The 16681-nt window shown below is 69.9% G+C and carries 11 protein-coding genes; 2 read left to right on the top strand and 9 right to left on the bottom strand.

What is annotated here, in order from left to right; all coding sequences use genetic code 11:
• Nucleotides 1-122: 122 nt before the first annotated feature.
• The 8 genes from IEZ25_RS04480 to IEZ25_RS04445 form a co-directional block, all read right to left on the bottom strand.
• Nucleotides 123-1841, bottom strand: a complete 1719-nt coding sequence (locus IEZ25_RS04480) for a BCCT family transporter (protein WP_224748486.1) — start codon at nucleotides 1839-1841, stop codon at nucleotides 123-125.
• 136 nt (nucleotides 1842-1977) lie between these two features.
• Nucleotides 1978-2967, bottom strand: coding sequence for an ABC transporter substrate-binding protein (locus tag IEZ25_RS04475; protein WP_191198221.1), 990 nt, complete (start codon nucleotides 2965-2967; stop codon nucleotides 1978-1980).
• Nucleotides 2968-3036: 69 nt separating this feature from the next.
• Nucleotides 3037-5142, bottom strand: coding sequence for an ABC transporter permease (locus IEZ25_RS04470; protein ID WP_318152043.1), 2106 nt, complete (start codon nucleotides 5140-5142; stop codon nucleotides 3037-3039).
• Entirely contained in the window at nucleotides 5139-6203 is a 1065-nt protein-coding gene (locus tag IEZ25_RS04465) for a quaternary amine ABC transporter ATP-binding protein (protein ID WP_191198220.1), read from the bottom strand. The genes IEZ25_RS04470 and IEZ25_RS04465 overlap by 4 nt, the downstream gene beginning before the upstream one ends.
• Before the next feature lie 121 nt (nucleotides 6204-6324).
• Nucleotides 6325-8352 carry a choline BCCT transporter BetT gene (gene betT, locus IEZ25_RS04460; RefSeq protein WP_191198219.1) on the bottom strand — a complete coding sequence of 676 codons (2028 nt, stop codon included), beginning with the start codon at nucleotides 8350-8352 and terminating at the stop codon, nucleotides 6325-6327.
• Between the two features lie 36 nt (nucleotides 8353-8388).
• On the bottom strand, nucleotides 8389-10098 hold the full coding sequence (gene betA / locus IEZ25_RS04455; protein WP_191198218.1) for a choline dehydrogenase: 1710 nt from the start codon (nucleotides 10096-10098) through the stop codon (nucleotides 8389-8391).
• Entirely contained in the window at nucleotides 10095-11573 is a 1479-nt protein-coding gene (locus tag IEZ25_RS04450) for an aldehyde dehydrogenase family protein (protein WP_191198217.1), read from the bottom strand. Before IEZ25_RS04450 ends, betA begins: the two co-directional genes overlap by 4 nt.
• A 54-nt stretch (nucleotides 11574-11627) precedes the next feature.
• On the bottom strand, nucleotides 11628-12446 hold the full coding sequence (locus tag IEZ25_RS04445; RefSeq protein ID WP_191198216.1) for an IclR family transcriptional regulator: 819 nt from the start codon (nucleotides 12444-12446) through the stop codon (nucleotides 11628-11630).
• Between the two features lie 140 nt (nucleotides 12447-12586).
• Between IEZ25_RS04445 and purU the strand changes: the two genes are divergently transcribed.
• On the top strand, nucleotides 12587-13453 hold the full coding sequence (gene purU / locus IEZ25_RS04440; RefSeq protein ID WP_191198215.1) for a formyltetrahydrofolate deformylase: 867 nt from the start codon (nucleotides 12587-12589) through the stop codon (nucleotides 13451-13453).
• 34 nt (nucleotides 13454-13487) lie between these two features.
• Entirely contained in the window at nucleotides 13488-15167 is a 1680-nt protein-coding gene (locus tag IEZ25_RS04435; protein WP_191198214.1) for a formate--tetrahydrofolate ligase, read from the top strand.
• Nucleotides 15168-15182: 15 nt separating this feature from the next.
• Here IEZ25_RS04435 and IEZ25_RS04430 read toward each other — a convergent pair whose 3' ends face one another.
• On the bottom strand, nucleotides 15183-16622 hold the full coding sequence (locus tag IEZ25_RS04430; RefSeq protein ID WP_191198213.1) for a trimethylamine methyltransferase family protein: 1440 nt from the start codon (nucleotides 16620-16622) through the stop codon (nucleotides 15183-15185).
• Nucleotides 16623-16681 lie beyond the last annotated feature (59 nt).

Below are 16681 nucleotides of genomic sequence, written 5' to 3'. Positions count from 1 at the left end.
TTGCGTATTGCGCAACTGGTTGCGCTATGTGCGACACGGAAAATGTACGCCGTCGCCCCCGGCCACTGTCAAGGTGGTCGGGGGCGACGGTTCGTGCAGCGTCGGTCGGCGTCGTGCCGGGGTCAGGCCCGGCTCTCGTCCTCGTCGGCGACGGAGGTGCCGTTGACCTCCTCCGGCTCCGCGCCGTAGCCGGCGAGCGCCACCGTGTGGTGCTCCAGGGAGTCGTACCGCTGGGCGTGGAGCACGGCCCGGCGCACCCGCGGGGGCAGGGTCGACTCGTAGGGCTCGGCGCGCAGCGCCTTCATGAGCGAGACGCACATCGCACAGATCACCAGCATGAAGGGACCAGCCACGATGATCACCAGTGTCTGCAGTGCTCCCAGCCCGCCCGAGAAGAGCAGCACGGCGGCGACGGCACCCTGGGCGACGCCCCAGAAGATGACCAGCCAGCGCATCGGCTCCTCCTTGCCGTTCTGGCTGAGCATCCCCATCACGATGGAGGCCGAGTCGGCTCCGGTGATGAAGAAGATCGCCACCAGGAAGACGGCCAGGACCACGGTGATGCTGGCGAGCGGGTATTCACGGAGCATGGAGAACAGCGCGCCCTCGCTGCCGGCCGCGAGCTCGTCGGTGAAGTCCTTCGCGCCCGTGAGCTGCAGGTCGATGGCCGAGCCGCCGAGGATCGAGAACCACACGAACGACACGATGCTGGGCACGAGGATCACGTAGACCACGAACTGGCGGATCGTGCGGCCCTTGGAGATGCGCGCGATGAACATGCCGACGAAGGGGGTCCACGAGATCCACCAGGCCCAGTAGAAGATCGTCCAGGTGCTGAGGAACTCGCTGTTGCCGAACGCTCCGGCGCGGAACGTCATGGTCGGCAGATGGGTGAGGTAGCCGCCGAGAGACTCGGTGAAGGTGCTCAGGATGAAGACGGTGGGACCCACGATGAAGAGGAAGAACACCAGCAGCACCGCAGCGATCGCGTTGGCGTTGGAGAGGAACTGCACGCCCTTCTCGACACCGGTGACGGCCGACAGCACGAAGCACAGGGTCAGCACCGCGATGACGGCGACCGTCAGCCACTTGGACTTGCCGCTGCCGAAGACGTCGTCGAGGCCGCCGGTGATCTGCAGGGCACCGAGCCCGAGCGAGGTGGCGGAGCCGAACAGGGTCGCGAAGATCGCGATCACGTCGATCGCCTTGCCCGGACCCTCCTTGGCGCGCTTGCCCAGCAGAGGACCGAACGCGCCTGACACGAGGTTGCCCGCACCCTTGCGGTAGGCGAAGTAGCCGATCGACAGGCCGATGACGGCGTACATCGACCAGGGGTGGAAGCCCCAGTGGAAGAACGCATACTCCATCGCGACCCGGGCGCTGTCCGCCGTGCCCGCCTCACCCCGGCCGGGCGGGATGCTGCTGGCGTCGGTGGCGGTGAGGTAGGTCAGCGGCTCGGCGACGCCCCAGAACATCAGGCCGATGCCCATGCCCGTGGCGAACATCATCGACACCCAGGAGAACGTCGAGAACTCCGGCTCCGAGTCGTCCGGCCCGAGCTTGATGTTGCCGTAGCGGGTGACGGCCAGGTACGCCGAGAACAGCAGGAAGGACGCGCTCACGAGGATGAACAGCCAGCCGAACGTCGTGGTCAGCCAGCTGAGGATGTTGCCCGTCGTGGTGCCCATCCCGCTGGAGTCCAGCGTGCCCCAGGCGAGGAAGGCGATCGCCAGGCCGGCCGCGACGCCGAAGGTCACCTTGTCGAGAGGGAAGTGTCCCTCGCGTTCTTCGCGTGCGGGCTCGGCCGTGTCCGGCCCACCCATCGGTTCCTTGATCGCCATGACGCCTACCGATCCCGTTGCGTCGAGCGCAACGAAGTGCGTGTGCTGCAACGTTCGTAGATTGGCGGGACCCCGGTCGGCTGTCAAGGCCGACCGGGGTCCGCTGGTCATCCGGGGTTCACCCAGCCGTCACCGATCACGAGAGCCAGGCGTCGACCTTGTCCTGGTTGTCCGCGATCCACTTCGCGGCCGCGTCCTCGGGCGACATCTTGTCGGAGGCGATGTAGGCGGCCACCACGTCCTGGTCCTCGTTGGTCCAGGTGAAGTTCTTCACCAGCGACACCGCCGTGGAGTCCGACGCCGCCCAGTCCGTGCCGACGATCTTCTTCAGCTCGGTCTCGGGGTAGTCGCACGCGACGTCCTGCGGGTCGTCCTGGCACCCGTCGGTGTAGGGCGGCAGCGCGACCTTCTCCAGCGGCACCTCGGCCATGAAGTACTGCGGCGCGTAGAAGTAGCCGATCAGGAACTCCTTGTTGTCCTCGGCCTTGCGGAACGCCTCGATGCTGGCGGCCTCCGAGCCGGAGAAGACGACCTGGAAGTCGAGGTCGAGGTTGTTCACGATCGCCTCGTCGAACTGCACGTAGGACGGGTCGGCGCCGAGGAACTGGCCCTTGCCACCGGACTCGGAGGTGGCGAAGTCCTGCGCGTACTTGTTGAGGTTCTTGTAGTCGAGGATGTCCGGGTGCTCCTGGGCGAGCCACGGCGGCACGTACCAGCCGATGATGCCGACGTTGCCCTGCGGCCCGAAGTCCTCCGCGGTGCCGTCGCCGGAGTCGGCGAAGAACTTCTTCTCCAGGTCGGGGTGGCCCCAGTCCTCGATCACCACGTCGACGTCGCCGGTGCCGAAGCCCTGCCAGGAGACGTCCTCCTTGAGCTCCTTGTAGTTCACCGTGCAGCCGAGCTGCTCCTGGGCGACGGTGCCGACGACGTAGGCGCTGGCCTCGTAGCCGACCCACGGGTTGACGGCCATGTTGAGGTCGCCGCACTCGCCCCCACCGGAGGCGGCCTTCTCCTCGTTGGCCTTGGTCTCGGACTCGATCGATCCCCCGCCACAGGCAGAGAGCGCCATCACGGCGATGGTGGCGAGGACGCCCAGTCGGGCTCCTCGGCTTCGGGCAGTGCGCATGGGTGGTGCTCCTTCGGGTGCGGGTGAACTCCTGCGGGTAGGCGAGACGTGCGGTGCTGCTGGGTGGTGCTACGTGCCGGGCGGCCCGATCGGCAGCCGGACGTTGAAGGCGCGCCGCGTGCCGGGACCGTCGTCACGGCGTACGTCGGCGGCGGCGCGGGTGATCCGGTCGAGCATCACGCCGAGCAGCACGATCGTGAGACCGGCGGCGGCGCCCTTGCCCCACGCCTCGCTGCGGGAGAAGCCGTAGACCACGTCGAAGCCGAGGGCACCCGCCCCGACGAGGCCGCCGATGACCGTCATCGACAAGACGTAGAGCAGGCCCTGGTTGGTGGCGAGGACGAGCGATCCCTTGGCCATCGGCAGCTGCACCTTGGTGATCTCCTGCCACGTGGTCTGCCCGGTCGAGCGGCCCGCCTCGATCGTGGTGGGCGAGACGCCCTTCACGCCGTCGGCGACGAGCTTGATGGCGGCAGGGGCGGCGTACACGATGCCGGCGACGATCGCGGTGAAGCGCGAGGGACCGAAGAGCGCCAGCACGGGGATGAGGTAGACGAAGGGCGGGATCGTCTGGCCGGCGTCGAGCAGCGGCCGGATCCCGAGGTCGACGCGCCGGTCGCGCGCCATCCAGACACCGAAGACGAGGGCGAGCGCCATGACCAGCACGGTGGCGACCAGGGTCATGTTGAGGGTGATCATCGCGTCGTGCCAGAGGTCGAGGTAGCGGATGCCCAGGAGGCACACCACGCAGACGGCGAGCGCGCGCATCCCGCCGAAGACCAGCGCCAGCGCGGCGATGCCGAGGAACGAGACGTACCACGGCGACTCGGCCAGCACCGACTGCACCGGGTTGAGCAGCCAGTCGGTCACCCCGTCCTTGAGGCCCCCTGTCACGCCGCCGAAGTTCGTCGTGATCCACGAGACGAAGTCGCTCACCGCCGTGCTGATCGAGCGACCGATCCCGTAGGTCGGGAACTCGGCGAGGCTGACGTAGGTGCGCGAGAGGTAGACCGCCACCAGTGCGACGACCGCGCCACCGAGGACGACGATGCGTCGCTGCAGCGGGTTGGCGTGACCGCCCCCGCGCGCGATCCGCTCGGAGCGCTCGCTCGCGGCGGTGGTCGTGCGGTCGAGCATCACCGCCATCACGACGATCAGCACGCCGGGCACGAAGGCGGTGCCGACGTCGTTGACCCGCAGCCCCTGCAGCACGGGCTTGCCGAGGCCGGGCCCGTCCACGAACGAGGCCAGGGTGGCCATCGACAGGGCCGCGAGCGTGGTCTGGTTGAGGCCGACGATGATCGTCTTGCGCGCCATCGGCAGCTGGACCTTGAACAGCCGCTGCCAGTAGGTCTGGCCCGAGGAGTCGGTCGCCTCGATCGTGGTCGTGGGCACCTCGCGGATGCCGAAGCCGGCGATGCGGATGATCGGCGGCAGCGAGTAGATCAGCGTCGCGACGACGGCCGCGCTGGTGCCGATGCCGAAGAAGAGCACGATCGGCAGCAGGTAGACGAAGGTCGGCATCGTCTGCATCAGGTCGAGGAACACCGTGACGACGGCGTTGGCGCGCGCGCTGGTGCCGATCCACACCGCCAGCGGCATGCCGATGATGATCGCCAGCAGCACCGAGATCAGCACCACGATGAGCGTGTCCATCGACGGGTCCCAGTAGCCCAGGACGCCGAACGAGAGGAACGAGGCCACCACCAGCAGGGCGATGCGCCAGCCGGCGACGACGAGCCCGACGTACGTCGCGATGGCGGTGACGCCCAGCCAGCCGATCTGCGGCACCGGGCGCGGGAACGCCGGCTTGGAGAGCAGCCGCTGGAACCAGTCGACCGTGCTGCGGAAGACGTCGGCGATCGCGTTGGTGAACTGCATGAACGGGTTGGTCGAGCGGCTCTCGAGCAGCCCGTTCTGGATCTCGGTGAGCCGGTCGTGCAGGTCGGTGCGCGAGAGGCTGGGCAGGTCGAGGGTGTGCGTGCCCTTGGTGAGGACCCACGCCACCACCCACAGCACGACGATCGCCAGCGCCGGGACCCAGCGGCTGATCCCGGAGTCCTCGACGACCGGCGGCGCGGCGCCGGGCTCGACGGGCCGCCTGTCCTTCGGGTTGTTCAGCTTCTCGGTCTCGACGTACGCGGTGGCGCGCAGGCCGGGACCGACCTGGCTCACGCCTCCTCCTCGGCGACGACGACCCGCATGATGTCCTCCTCGTCCACCACGCCGACCATCGTGTCGCCGTCCATCACCCGGATCGGGGCGTCGGAGGCGATCGCGGCCCGCGCTGCCTGGCGTACGACCGTGGTGACCGGCAGCGTCGGCCCGTCCATCGCCTCACCGGGCCGCGGCTCGCGCATCACCCACTTCAGCGTGAGGACGTGGGCCTTGGGCACCTCGGAGACGAAGTCCTTGACGTAGTCGTCCGCGGGGCGCGCCACCACCTCGTCGGGCGTGCCGATCTGCACGATCGCACCGTCGCGCAGGATCATGATCCGGTCGCCGAGCTTGAGCGCCTCGGCCAGGTCGTGGGTGATGAAGACCATCGTCTTGCCGAGCTCGCGGTGCAGCCGGATGACCTCGTTCTGCATGTCGCGGCGGATGAGCGGGTCGAGGGCCGAGAACGGCTCGTCGAAGAGCAGCATCTCGGGGTCGCCCGCGAGCGCCCGGGCCAGGCCCACCCGCTGCTGCATGCCGCCGGAGAGCTGGTCGGGGTAGGACTTCTCGTAGCCGTCGAGCCCGACCAGGTCGACGATCTCCGAGGCCTTGGCCCGGCGCTCCTTCTTCGGCACCCCGCGGACCTCGAGGCCGTAGGCGACGTTGTCGATCACCTGGCGGTGCGGCAGCAGGCCGAAGTGCTGGAACACCATCGAGACCTGCTTGCGGCGTACGTCGCGCAGCTGACCCTCGGAGGCCGAGGTGATGTCGACGCCGCCGAGCTGCACGCTGCCGCTGGTCGGCTCGATGAGGCGGGTGAGCAGCCGGACGAGGGTGGACTTGCCCGATCCCGACAGGCCCATCACCACGAAGACCTCGCCCGGCGCGACGTCGAAGGAGACGTCCTTCACGCCCACGACGTTGCCGGTCTTGGCCTTGAGGTCGGCGCGCGAGAGCTCGGCGTCGGGCGTGCCGATGATCTTGTCCGAGCGGGGCCCGAAGATCTTCCACAGGCTGTCGACCGAGAGCGCTGCCGTCATGTGAGGACCTCCGGAGGTGAGGAGCGGGTCGTTGCGCATGTCGCAACGGAATGCTCTGAGCGCAACCGATCGAACATGCGAAGGATCCGCCGAGGCCGCCCACCCGTCAAGGCCCACCGCCACACCGTGACCTGCCGGTGACCAACCGGCTCGCCCCCGGTCAGACGGTGCGCAGGAAGTCGAGGTGCCGCTCGTACTGGTCGAGGCAGTCGTGGATGAGCTGCTCGGGGGTGTGCCCCATGACGTCGTAGTCCTGCCCGCCGTCGACGAGGTGGACCTCCAGCCGTGCGTAACGGTCGCGGTTGCCGATCATCCGGCCGCCGTAGGTCGGCACCGGCGACTCGTGGACCTGGACCCGGTAGACGAAGGGGTGCTCGGCGGCCGCGGTGGCCAGCTCGACATAGGTCTCGGCCCCGGACGACTGGTCCAGACCACGCGTGACCCCGGCCTCGACGCCGGCGGCCTCCAGCTCGTCCGCCACGTCCTGCAGGGCGGGCTGGACGACGTCGAGCAGCTGCGCGGTCGCGGCCGGGACGTCCACGAAGTTGAGGGCGCGCCGGATCCGGTCCCGCCACGCCTGGGGTCCCTCGCTCGCGGGCGCCGGCGCGCGGCTTCGCGGCGCGCTTGTGTCGGCGCGACGTCCCTCGACGCGCAGCGCCCGCCACAGGCCCCACAGGACGAGTGTGAGCACGAGGGCGAACGGCAGGCCCATGATGATGGTCGTGTACTGCAGCACCACGATGCCGCCGACGACGAGCATCGCCAGGGTGAGCGCCCCCGTCGCGACCGACCAGACGATCCGCTGCCAGGCGGCGCAGTCCTCCTGGGCGTCGCGCAGGCGCGAGCAGAGGTTGCCCATGACCAGAGCGCCGGAGTCGGCCGAGGTGACGTAGAACAGCACGCCGGTCAGGAAGGCGACGAAGAGGACCACGTCGGCGGCCGGGTAGTCCTGGAGCAGGGCGTAGAACCCGCGCCCGTCGAACTCCAGCGCGGCCTGGGCGAAGGCGTCGTCCTCACCGCTGCGGATCCTGTCGAGCGCGGCGTTGCCGAAGATGGCCACCCACATCACGATGTAGCTGAAGGGCAGCACGAGCACGCCGACGATGAACTCGCGGATGGTGCGCCCGCGGGAGATGCGCGCGAGGAACTGGCCCACGAACGACGCCCAGGCGACCCACCACGCCCAGAAGAACAGCGTCCAGGACGACATCCACTCGGTCGTGTCGTGGTAGGCGAAGGTCTCCAGGGTCATGCCGGGGAAGCTGCTCACCAGGTCGCCGACGTTCATCACGACCGAGTCGAGCAGGAACGACGTCCGGCCGGTCAGCAGCACCCACAGCGCGAGCGCCAGGGCGAGGAGGACGTTGAGCTGGGAGAGCACCCGGATGCCCTTGTCCACGCCCGAGACGGCCGACGCCGTGGCGATCACGACCGCGACGCCGATGAGGGCGGCCTGCGCCGCGATGCCGACGGGGACGCCGAAGATGACGTTGAGCCCGACGTTGAGGAAGACCACACCGATGCCCAGCGAGGTCGCGACGCCGAAGATCGTGCCGAGCACGGCGGCGGTGTCGACCGCGTGGCCGATCGGCCCGTCGATGCGCTTGCCGAAGACCGGGTGCAGGGCGGAGCGCACGGCGAGCGGGAGGTTCATCCGGTAGGCGAAGTAGGCCAGCGCGAGCCCCATCAGGGCGTACATGCTCCAGCCGGTCAGCCCGTAGTGGAACAGGGTCCACACGGTCGCGTCCTCGGCCGCCTGCGCGGTCCCGCCCTCCCCCACGGGCGGGGAGGTGTACTGCGTGACCGGCGCGACGACGGAGTAGAACATCAGGTCGGTGCCGATGCCGGCCGCGAACAGCATGCTGGCCCAGGCGAACGTCGAGAACTCCGGGCGCGAGTGGTCGGGGCCCAGGCGGATGTTGCCGTAGCGCGACATCGCGAGGAAGAGCACGAACCCGACGATCACGGTCGCGAGGAGGATGTAGAACCAGCCGAAGCCGGCCGTCACCTGCTCCACCACGCTGCCGATGACCTGCTCGGCGTGGGTCGGCGCGACGACCGCCCACGCCGTGATGAGCGAGATCGCGATGATCGCCGAGACGAACACCGGCCAGCGCACCGGCGGTGGACCGCTCCGATCGTCCGGTGCCTCGGGAGCGTGGGCGGCGGTCTCGGGCTGTGCGGTCATGGCGTCCTCCGGTGTCGGGGGGTGGGTCATGCGATCTCAGGTCGCGTTGCGGGGGTCTCCCGGGGGGTAGAGCGGCGACTCGTCGCGGTGGCGGTAGTAGGGCACGTCGGCGGGCGCCAGCGGCGTGTTGCCCAGGATCAGGTCGGCCGCCTTCTCGGCGACCATCATCACGGGGGCGTAGATGTTGCCGTTGGTGACGTAGGGGAAGACCGACGCGTCGACGACGCGCAGGCCCTCGGTGCCGTGGACCCGCATGCTGCCGGGGTCGACGACCGCCATCTCGTCGGTGCCCATCTTCGCCGTGCAGGAGGGGTGCAGCGCGGTCTCGGCGTCCTTGCGCACCCAGTCGAGGATCTCCTCGTCGGTCTCCACCGACGGCCCGGGCGACAGCTCGCCGCCGTTGAACGGGGCGAAGGCCGGCTGGTTGAGGATGTCGCGTGCGACGCGCACCGCCTCGACCCACTCGCGCTTGTCGTTGGCGGTGGAGAGGTAGTTGAAGAGCATCTTCGGCTTCTGCCGCGGGTCCGTCGACGCGATCCGCACCCAGCCGCGGGTGTCGGCGTACATCGGGCCGATGTGCACCTGGTAGCCGTGGGCGTACTTGTCCTGCCCGGGTGCCGCCGAGCCGTCGTAGCGGATCGCGATCGGCAGGAAGTGGAACATCAGGTTGGGCCAGTCCACGTCCTCGTTGGAGCGGGCGAAGCCGCCGCCCTCGAAGTGGTTCGACGCCGCGGTGCCGGTGCGCTTGAGGAGCCACTCGAGCCCGACCAGCGGCCGGTTGCGCCACTTGAGGCCCTCGACGATCGAGACCGGCTGCATCGAGGCGTACTGGATGTAGACCTCGAGGTGGTCCTGGAGGTTCTCCCCCACACCCGGCAGGTCGTGCACCATGTCGACGCCGAGCGGGCGCAGGTGCCCGGGGTCGCCGATGCCGGAGAGCTGCAGCAGCTGCGGGGAGTTGATGGCGCCACCGCAGAGGATGACCTCCCCGGCGGCGGCGTGCTCGTGCTTGCGGCCCGCCCGGAGGTAGTCGACGCCCACGGCGCGCGTGCCCTCGAAGCGCACCTTGGTGGCGTGCGCGAACGTCTCGACGGTGAGGTTCTTGCGGCCCATGACAGGGTGCAGGTAGGCACGTGCCGCCGACATCCGCACGCCGTCGACGATGTTGCGGTCGAAGCGGCCGAAGCCCTCCTGGCGGTAGCCGTTGACGTCGTCGGTGAGCGGGTAGCCGGCCTGCTGCGCCGACTCGAAGAAGGCGCTGAACAGCGGGTTCGTCGCCGGGCTGCGCTCGAGCTTGAGCGGGCCGGAGCCACCGCGCCAGGCGTCAGCGCCGACCATGCCGTCGGGCAGGATCAGCGACTCCATGCGCTTGAAGTAGGGCAGGCAGTGGCGGTAGTCCCACGCCTCCATGCCCGGGTCGGCCGCCCACCGCTCGTAGTCCATCGGGTTGCCGCGCTGGAAGATCATCCCGTTGATCGAGGACGAGCCGCCGAGCACCTTGCCGCGGGCGTGGTAGACCCGCCGACCGCCCATCGCGGGCTCCGGCTCCGACTCGTACTTCCAGTCGTAGAGCGGGTTCCCGATCGGGAACGGCAGCGCGGCCGGCGCGTGGATGAGCGGGTCGAACCGGTCGGTGCGCCCGGCCTCCAGCACCAGCACGCTGGTCGAGGGATCGGCCGAGAGCCGGTTGGCCAGCGCCGAGCCGGCGGACCCGCCACCGACGATCACGTAGTCGTAGTGCTTCATGCGTCACTCCCCCCGAACCAGCGCTGCGGCTCCGGTGCGATGTTGTGCCAGACGTGCTTGGTCTCGCGGTACTCCTCCAGCCCGGCGCGGCCGAGCTCGCGCCCGATGCCGGACTGCTTGTAACCGCCCCACTCGGCCTGCGCCACGTAGGGGTGGTAGTCGTTGATCCAGACCGTGCCCATCCGCATGCCGGCAGCGACGCGCTGGCCCTTGCCTGCGTCCTGGGTCCACACCGCGCCGGCGAGGCCGTAGATGCTGTCGTTGGCGATCCGCACGGCCTCGGCCTCGTCGCGGAAGGTCTCCACGGTGAGCACCGGTCCGAACGACTCGTCCTGGGTGACGCTCATGTCGCTGGTGCACCCGTCGAGCACGGTCGGCAGGTAGTAGAAGCCGTCCGCCAGCGCCGGGTCGTCCGGGCGCGCGCCCCCGCACCGGAGGACGGCGCCCTCGGCCACGCCGGCGGCGACGTAGGCCTCGACCTTGTCGCGGTGGGCGGCGCTGGTCAGCGGCCCGGTCTCGGCGGCCTCGTCGAAGGGACCGCCGAGCCGGATCTGCTTCGCGCGTGCGACCAGGTCGTCGACGAAGCGGTCGTGGATCGACTCCTCGACGATCAGCCGGGCGCCGGCCGAGCAGACCTGGCCGGAGTGCAGGAAGACGGCCGTGAGGGCGAAGTCGAGCGCGGTGTCGTAGTCGGCGTCGGCGAAGACGATGTTGGGGTTCTTGCCACCGAGCTCGAGGGCGACCCGCTTGACCGTCCCGGACGCGGCGGCCATGAGCCGCTTGCCGGTCGCGAGGCTGCCGGTGAAGGAGACGAGGTCGACGCGCGGGTCCTCCGACAGCGGCGCCCCGGCAGCCGGTCCCGCCCCCAGCACGAGGTTGCCGACACCCGCGGGGAGACCGGCCTCCTCGAGCAGGCGCATCAGGTGGATCGAGGTGTGCGGCGTCAGCTCGCTCGGCTTGAGGACGAACGTGTTGCCCGCGGCCAGGCAGGGCGCGACCTTCCAGGCCGTCTGCAGGAGGGGGTAGTTCCACGGGCTGATGAGCCCGCACACGCCGACCGGCTCGTGCACCACCCGGCTGACGACCGACGGGTTGCCGGTGTCGACCACGCGCCCGCCCTCGTCGTCGGCGACGCGGCCGAAGTGGCGGAACACCGAGACGACGTCGTCGACGTCGTACTCACCCTCGACGAGGCGCTTGCCGGTGTCGAGCGACTCGGCCCGCGCGACCACGTCGCGGTCGCGCTCGAGCAGGTCGGCGACCTTCAGCAGCAGGTCGCCGCGCGCGCGGTTGGACCAGCCCGACCACGCACCATCGTGGAAGGCCCGGTGCGCCGCCGCGATCGCCAGGTCGGTGTCCTCGGCCGATGCCTCGTCGACCTCGGCGACCAGCACCCCGTCGGCGGGACAGCGGATCTCCCGCTTCTCGCCGGCTCGTGCGGACGTCCATGCGCCGTCGATGTACAAGTCGGGCACGCGTGCCTCCCTCTGTCGTTGCGAAAAACCCTTGCAGTGAGCCGGGACGAGCGTCTAGCGGTGGCCCCAGCCGAGCCGGTGCGAGACCTCGACCGCGGCCTCCCGGACCAGCCGGACGACCTCCGGAAGGCGCTCGGAGGAGAGCCGGAAGGAGGGACCGGAGACGCTCATCGACGCGACCACGTCGCCGTGCGCGTTGCGGATCGGCGCCGCGACGGCGGTGAGGCCGACCTCGAGCTCGTCCACCGCGACGGCGTACCCCTGGTCGCGCACCCGCACCAGCTCCTCGCGGAACTGTGCGCGCTCGGTGATCGTGTGGGGGGTGTACGTCGCCAGCGCGCCGAGCGCCGCGTCGAGCCGGTCGTCGTCGAGGCCGCTGAGCAGCACCTTGCCGTTGCTGGTGGCGTGGAGCGGGATGTGCTGGCCGACCCAGTTGTGCGGCTGGAGCGTCGAGGAGCCGGCGACCTGGTCGAGGTAGAGCGCGGAGCTCTCGGCCAGGACCGCGATGTTGACGGTCTCGCCGGTGTCACCGGCGAGCTGGCGCGAGAGCGGGCGGGCCTCCTGGACCAGGTCGAGGCGCGCGGTCGTGGCGCCGGCCAGCCGCAGGATGCCCATCCCGAGGCGGTAGCGGCCGCGGTCGGAGGTCTGCTCGACGAGGCGGTGCGCCTCGAGCGTCGCGACGAGCCGGAAGGCGGTGCTCTTGTGCACGCCGAGCTCTCCGGCGATCTCGGTGACCCCGGACTCGCCGGTGCGTGCCAGCACCTCGAGAATGGCCAGGGCACGGTCGACGGACTGCACGCCCGCACCGGTGACGGCGGAGCTGGTCGCGACCAGCTCCTCACCCCGGTCCAGGCCTGCGGTGACGTCCGTCATGACCGGGACACTAGCGCAGCCACTAGCGCTCGGGCTGTTGCGTATCGCAGACTGCGTTCCGTCGAGCGCAACAACCTCGACGACCTCACGCTCGTCCGCGCACCCAACCCGACTCGCACCACGTCCTGAGGGAGACCCCCATGCCCCACGGTCCCGGCCCGTCCGAGTACGTCCTGACCCTCTCGTGCCCGGACCGCCCCGGCATCGTCCACGCCGTCTCCGGCTTCCTCGTCGAGCGCGGCGCCAACATCGTGGAGAGCCAGCAGTTCGGCGACCAGCTCACCGACCGCTTCTTCATGCGCATCGGGTTCGACGCCGCCGAGGCCGCCGGCGCCGCCGAGCTGCACGCGCAGTTCGCGCCCGTCGCCGAGCGGTTCGGCATGACGTACGAGCTGTGGGCGGCAGCCGCGCCCTACCGCACGCTGATCATGGTCTCAAAGCACCTCCACTGCCTCAACGACCTGCTCTTCCGCGCCAGCACCGGCGCGCTCCAGATCGAGATCCCGGCCGTGGTGTCGAACCACCCCGACGCCGGCGCGCTCGTGCGGTCGTACGGACTGGACTTCCACCACATCCCGGTGACCGCCGAGACCAAGGTGGACGCCGAGAAGCAGCTGATGGAGCTCGTCGACGAGACCGGCACCCACCTCGTGGTGCTCGCCCGCTACATGCAGGTGCTCACCGACGACCTGTGCCGTCAGCTGTCCGGGCGCGCGATCAACATCCACCACTCGTTCCTGCCGAGCTTCAAGGGAGCACGGCCCTACCACCAGGCCTTCGACCGTGGCGTGAAGCTGGTGGGCGCGACCGCGCACTACGTGACCGGTGACCTCGACGAGGGACCGATCATCGAGCAGGACGTCCTGCGCGTCGACCACGGCTACGACCAGGACCAGCTCGTCTCGGCAGGTCGCGACGTGGAGGCGCAGGTGCTCTCGCGGGCCGTGCGCTGGCACGCCGAGTCGCGCGTCCTGCTCAACGGCGAGCGCACCGTCGTCTTCCGCTGACGCCGACGGCACGAACCAACCGAGGGAGAGCGCCATGCAGTCCGACATCGAGATCGCCAACGCCGCGGTCCTGCGCCCCGTCCGCGAGGTCGCGGAGGAGACGCTCGGCATCACCGAGGAACACCTCGTGCCCTACGGCCACTACAAGGCGAAGGTCGACATCGGCTACCTCGCCTCGCTCGCGGACCGTCCCCTCGGCAACCTGGTGCTGGTCACCGCGCTCTCCCCCACCCCGCCCGGCGAGGGCAAGACGACGACCACCGTCGGACTGACCGACGCCCTGCACGGTCTCGGCCATCGCACCGTCGCGTGCCTGCGCGAGCCGTCGATGGGCCCGGTGTTCGGCATGAAGGGCGGCGCCGCGGGCGGCGGCTTCAGCCAGGTCGTGCCGATGACGGACATCAACCTGCACTTCACCGGCGACTTCGCCGCCATCGCCGCCGCCAACAACCTGCTGGCCGCGCTCATCGACAACCACATCCACCACGGCAACGAGCTCGACATCGACGTGCGCAGCGTGACCTGGAAGCGGGTCGTGGACACCAACGACCGCGCGCTGCGCGAGATCGTCGTCGCCATGGGCGGGCACGCCAACGGCTTCCCCCGCGAGGACGGCTTCGACATCGTGGTGGCCTCGGAGCTGATGGCGATCTTCTGCCTCACCGAGTCGTGGGGCGACCTCAAGCGCCGCATCGGCGACATCGTGATCGGCTACACGCGATCCACGCAGCCCGTCACCGCACGCGAGCTCGGCGCCGACGGGGCGATGGCCGTGCTGCTGCGCGACGCGCTGGCGCCCAACCTGGTCCAGACGCTCGAGGGGGCGCCGGCGTTCGTCCACGGCGGTCCGTTCGCCAACATCGCCCACGGCTGCAGCTCGGTGATGGCCACCCGTGCCGGCCTCCGGCTGGCCGACATCGTCGTGACCGAGGCCGGCTTCGGCGCCGACCTGGGTGCGGAGAAGTTCGTCGACATCAAGTGCCGCAAGTCGGGCCTGCGCCCGGACGTGGCCGTCGTGGTCGCCACGGTGCGCGCCCTGAAGTACCACGGTGGCGTGGCGCTGGCCGACCTCGGCACCGAGGACGTCGGCGCCGTCGAGACCGGCATGGCCAACCTGCGCCGCCACCTCCGCAACATCCGCGAGGTCTACGGCATCCAGCCCGTCGTCGCGGTCAACCGGTTCCCCACCGACACCGACCGGGAGGTCGCCCGCGTCGTGGAGCTCGTCGCCGACGAGGGGGTGCGCGCCTTCCCTGCCACGCACTTCGCCGACGGCGGCGCCGGAGCGAAGGACCTCGCCCAGGGCGTGCTCGCCGCGCTCGAGGAGCCCTCGCCCCTCGAGTTCTCCTTCACCTACGACGACGACCTGTCGCTGACGGAGAAGGTCGAGGCGATCGCGACGAGGCTCTACGGCGCCGGGCTGGTGACGTGGGACGCCAAGGCGCGCCGCCGGCTCGAGCGCATCGAGCGCGACGGCTTCTCCGGCCTGCCGGTCTGCATCGCCAAGACGCAGTACTCCTTCTCGACCGACCCGAAGTCGCTGGGCGCGCCGTCGGACCACGAGCTCCACGTCCGGGAGGTACGTCTCTCGGCCGGCGCCGGCTTCGTCGTGGTGGTGTGCGGCGACATGATGACCATGCCGGGCCTGCCGAAGGACCCGTCGGCGGCCCGGATCGACCTGGCCGACGACGGGACGATCCTCGGCCTCAGCTGACGCGAGTCACCTCGGTCAGTCGCCGAGCTCGCGGCGCCTGCGGATGACGTAGTCCTCGAGCTCCTCGCGGATCGCGTCATCGAGGGTCGGCTGCTCGTAGGCCTCCAGCGTCTTCTGGTAGGTCGCGGTGGCGCGGGCGTTGGCGTCGTGGCCGCCGCCCCGCATCCACCGCTCGTAGTTCTCCGACGAGGAGAGCAGGGGGCGGTAGAAGCAGGTGCGGAAGCGCTCCATCGTGTGCATCGCGCCGAGGAAGTGTCCGCCGTGGCCGACCTCCTGGTGGGCGTCGAAGGCCATCGAGGCCTCGTCGATCTCGAGCGGGGTGAACTCGTGGCGCAGCATCTGCAGCAGCTCGATGTCGACGATGAACTTCTCGTAGCCCGCGACCAGGCCGCCCTCGAGCCAGCCGGCCGAGTGCATCACCCAGTTGGCGCCGGCGAGGAAGGTGGGCATGAGGGTCATCAGCGCCTCGTAGCCGGCCTGCGCGTCGGCGACCTGCGAGGAGGTGAGCCCACCACCGGTGCGGAAGGGCAGCCCGAAGTGCCGCGCGATCTGGCCGGTGCAGAGCAGGCCGAGGCCCGACTCGGGGGTGCCGAAGGTGGGCGAGCCCGACTGCATGTCGATGTTGGACAGGAACGACCCGAAGATCACCGGCGTGCCGGGGCGGATCAGCTGCGAGAGCGCGATGCCCGAGAGCGCCTCGACGATCTGCTGGACGAGCGCAGCGGGGATCGTCACCGGCGACATCGCGCCCATCAGGATGAAGGGCGTGAGCACGACCGGCTGGCCGGCGCCGGAGTACTCGAACTGCGACTCCAGCATCCGGTCGTCCCAGCGCAGCGGCGAGTTGCAGTTGATCAGTGAGATGGTCGCCGGGGTCTCCTCGATCGCCTCGCGCGAGCCGAAGAGGATCGAGGACATCGCGATCGTGTCCGCGGCGTTGACGCCGGAGACGACGTTGCCCATGTAGATCTTGTCGGTCAGCGTCTGCAGGGCGTAGGTCATGTCGAGGTGGCGGCTGTCGAGCGGGGTGTCGTTGGGCTCGCAGATGACGCCGCCGGCGGAGTCGAGCGCGGAGAACGACTGCGCGAGCTTGGTGAAGTTGCGGAAGTCGTCCATCGTCGCGTCGCGGCGTACGTCGCCCTGCCGCACGAAGGGCGGCCCGTAGACCGCGCCGAAGGCCATCGCGTCACCGCCGATGTGGATGTTGTTGGCGGGGTTGCGCGCCTGCACGTCGAACTCGCGCGGTGCCTTGGCGACCTGCTCGAGCACGAAGTCGGGGTCGAGGAACACCGTGTTGTCCTCCACCCGCTGGCCGGCCTTGCGGAACAGCTCGAGCGCCCGGTCGTCCATGAACTCCACGCCGATCTCGGTCATCAGCTTGCGCCAGCCCTTGTCGAGGGTGGCCATGGCCTCCTGGGACAGCACCTCGTAGCGCGGCATCGTGTTGCGGAACACGGATCCTCCTGAGTCTGGGCCGGGGCTGAATCCGGCGTGTCAGAGGCCTTGACCTCGGC

The sequence above is a fragment of the Nocardioides hwasunensis genome (assembly GCF_014779665.1).
Taxonomy (GTDB): Bacteria; Actinomycetota; Actinomycetes; order Propionibacteriales; family Nocardioidaceae; genus Nocardioides; species Nocardioides hwasunensis.
The sequence above is the reverse complement of the archived record's forward strand: the minus strand, read 5'-3'. Positions and strand labels throughout refer to the sequence as shown.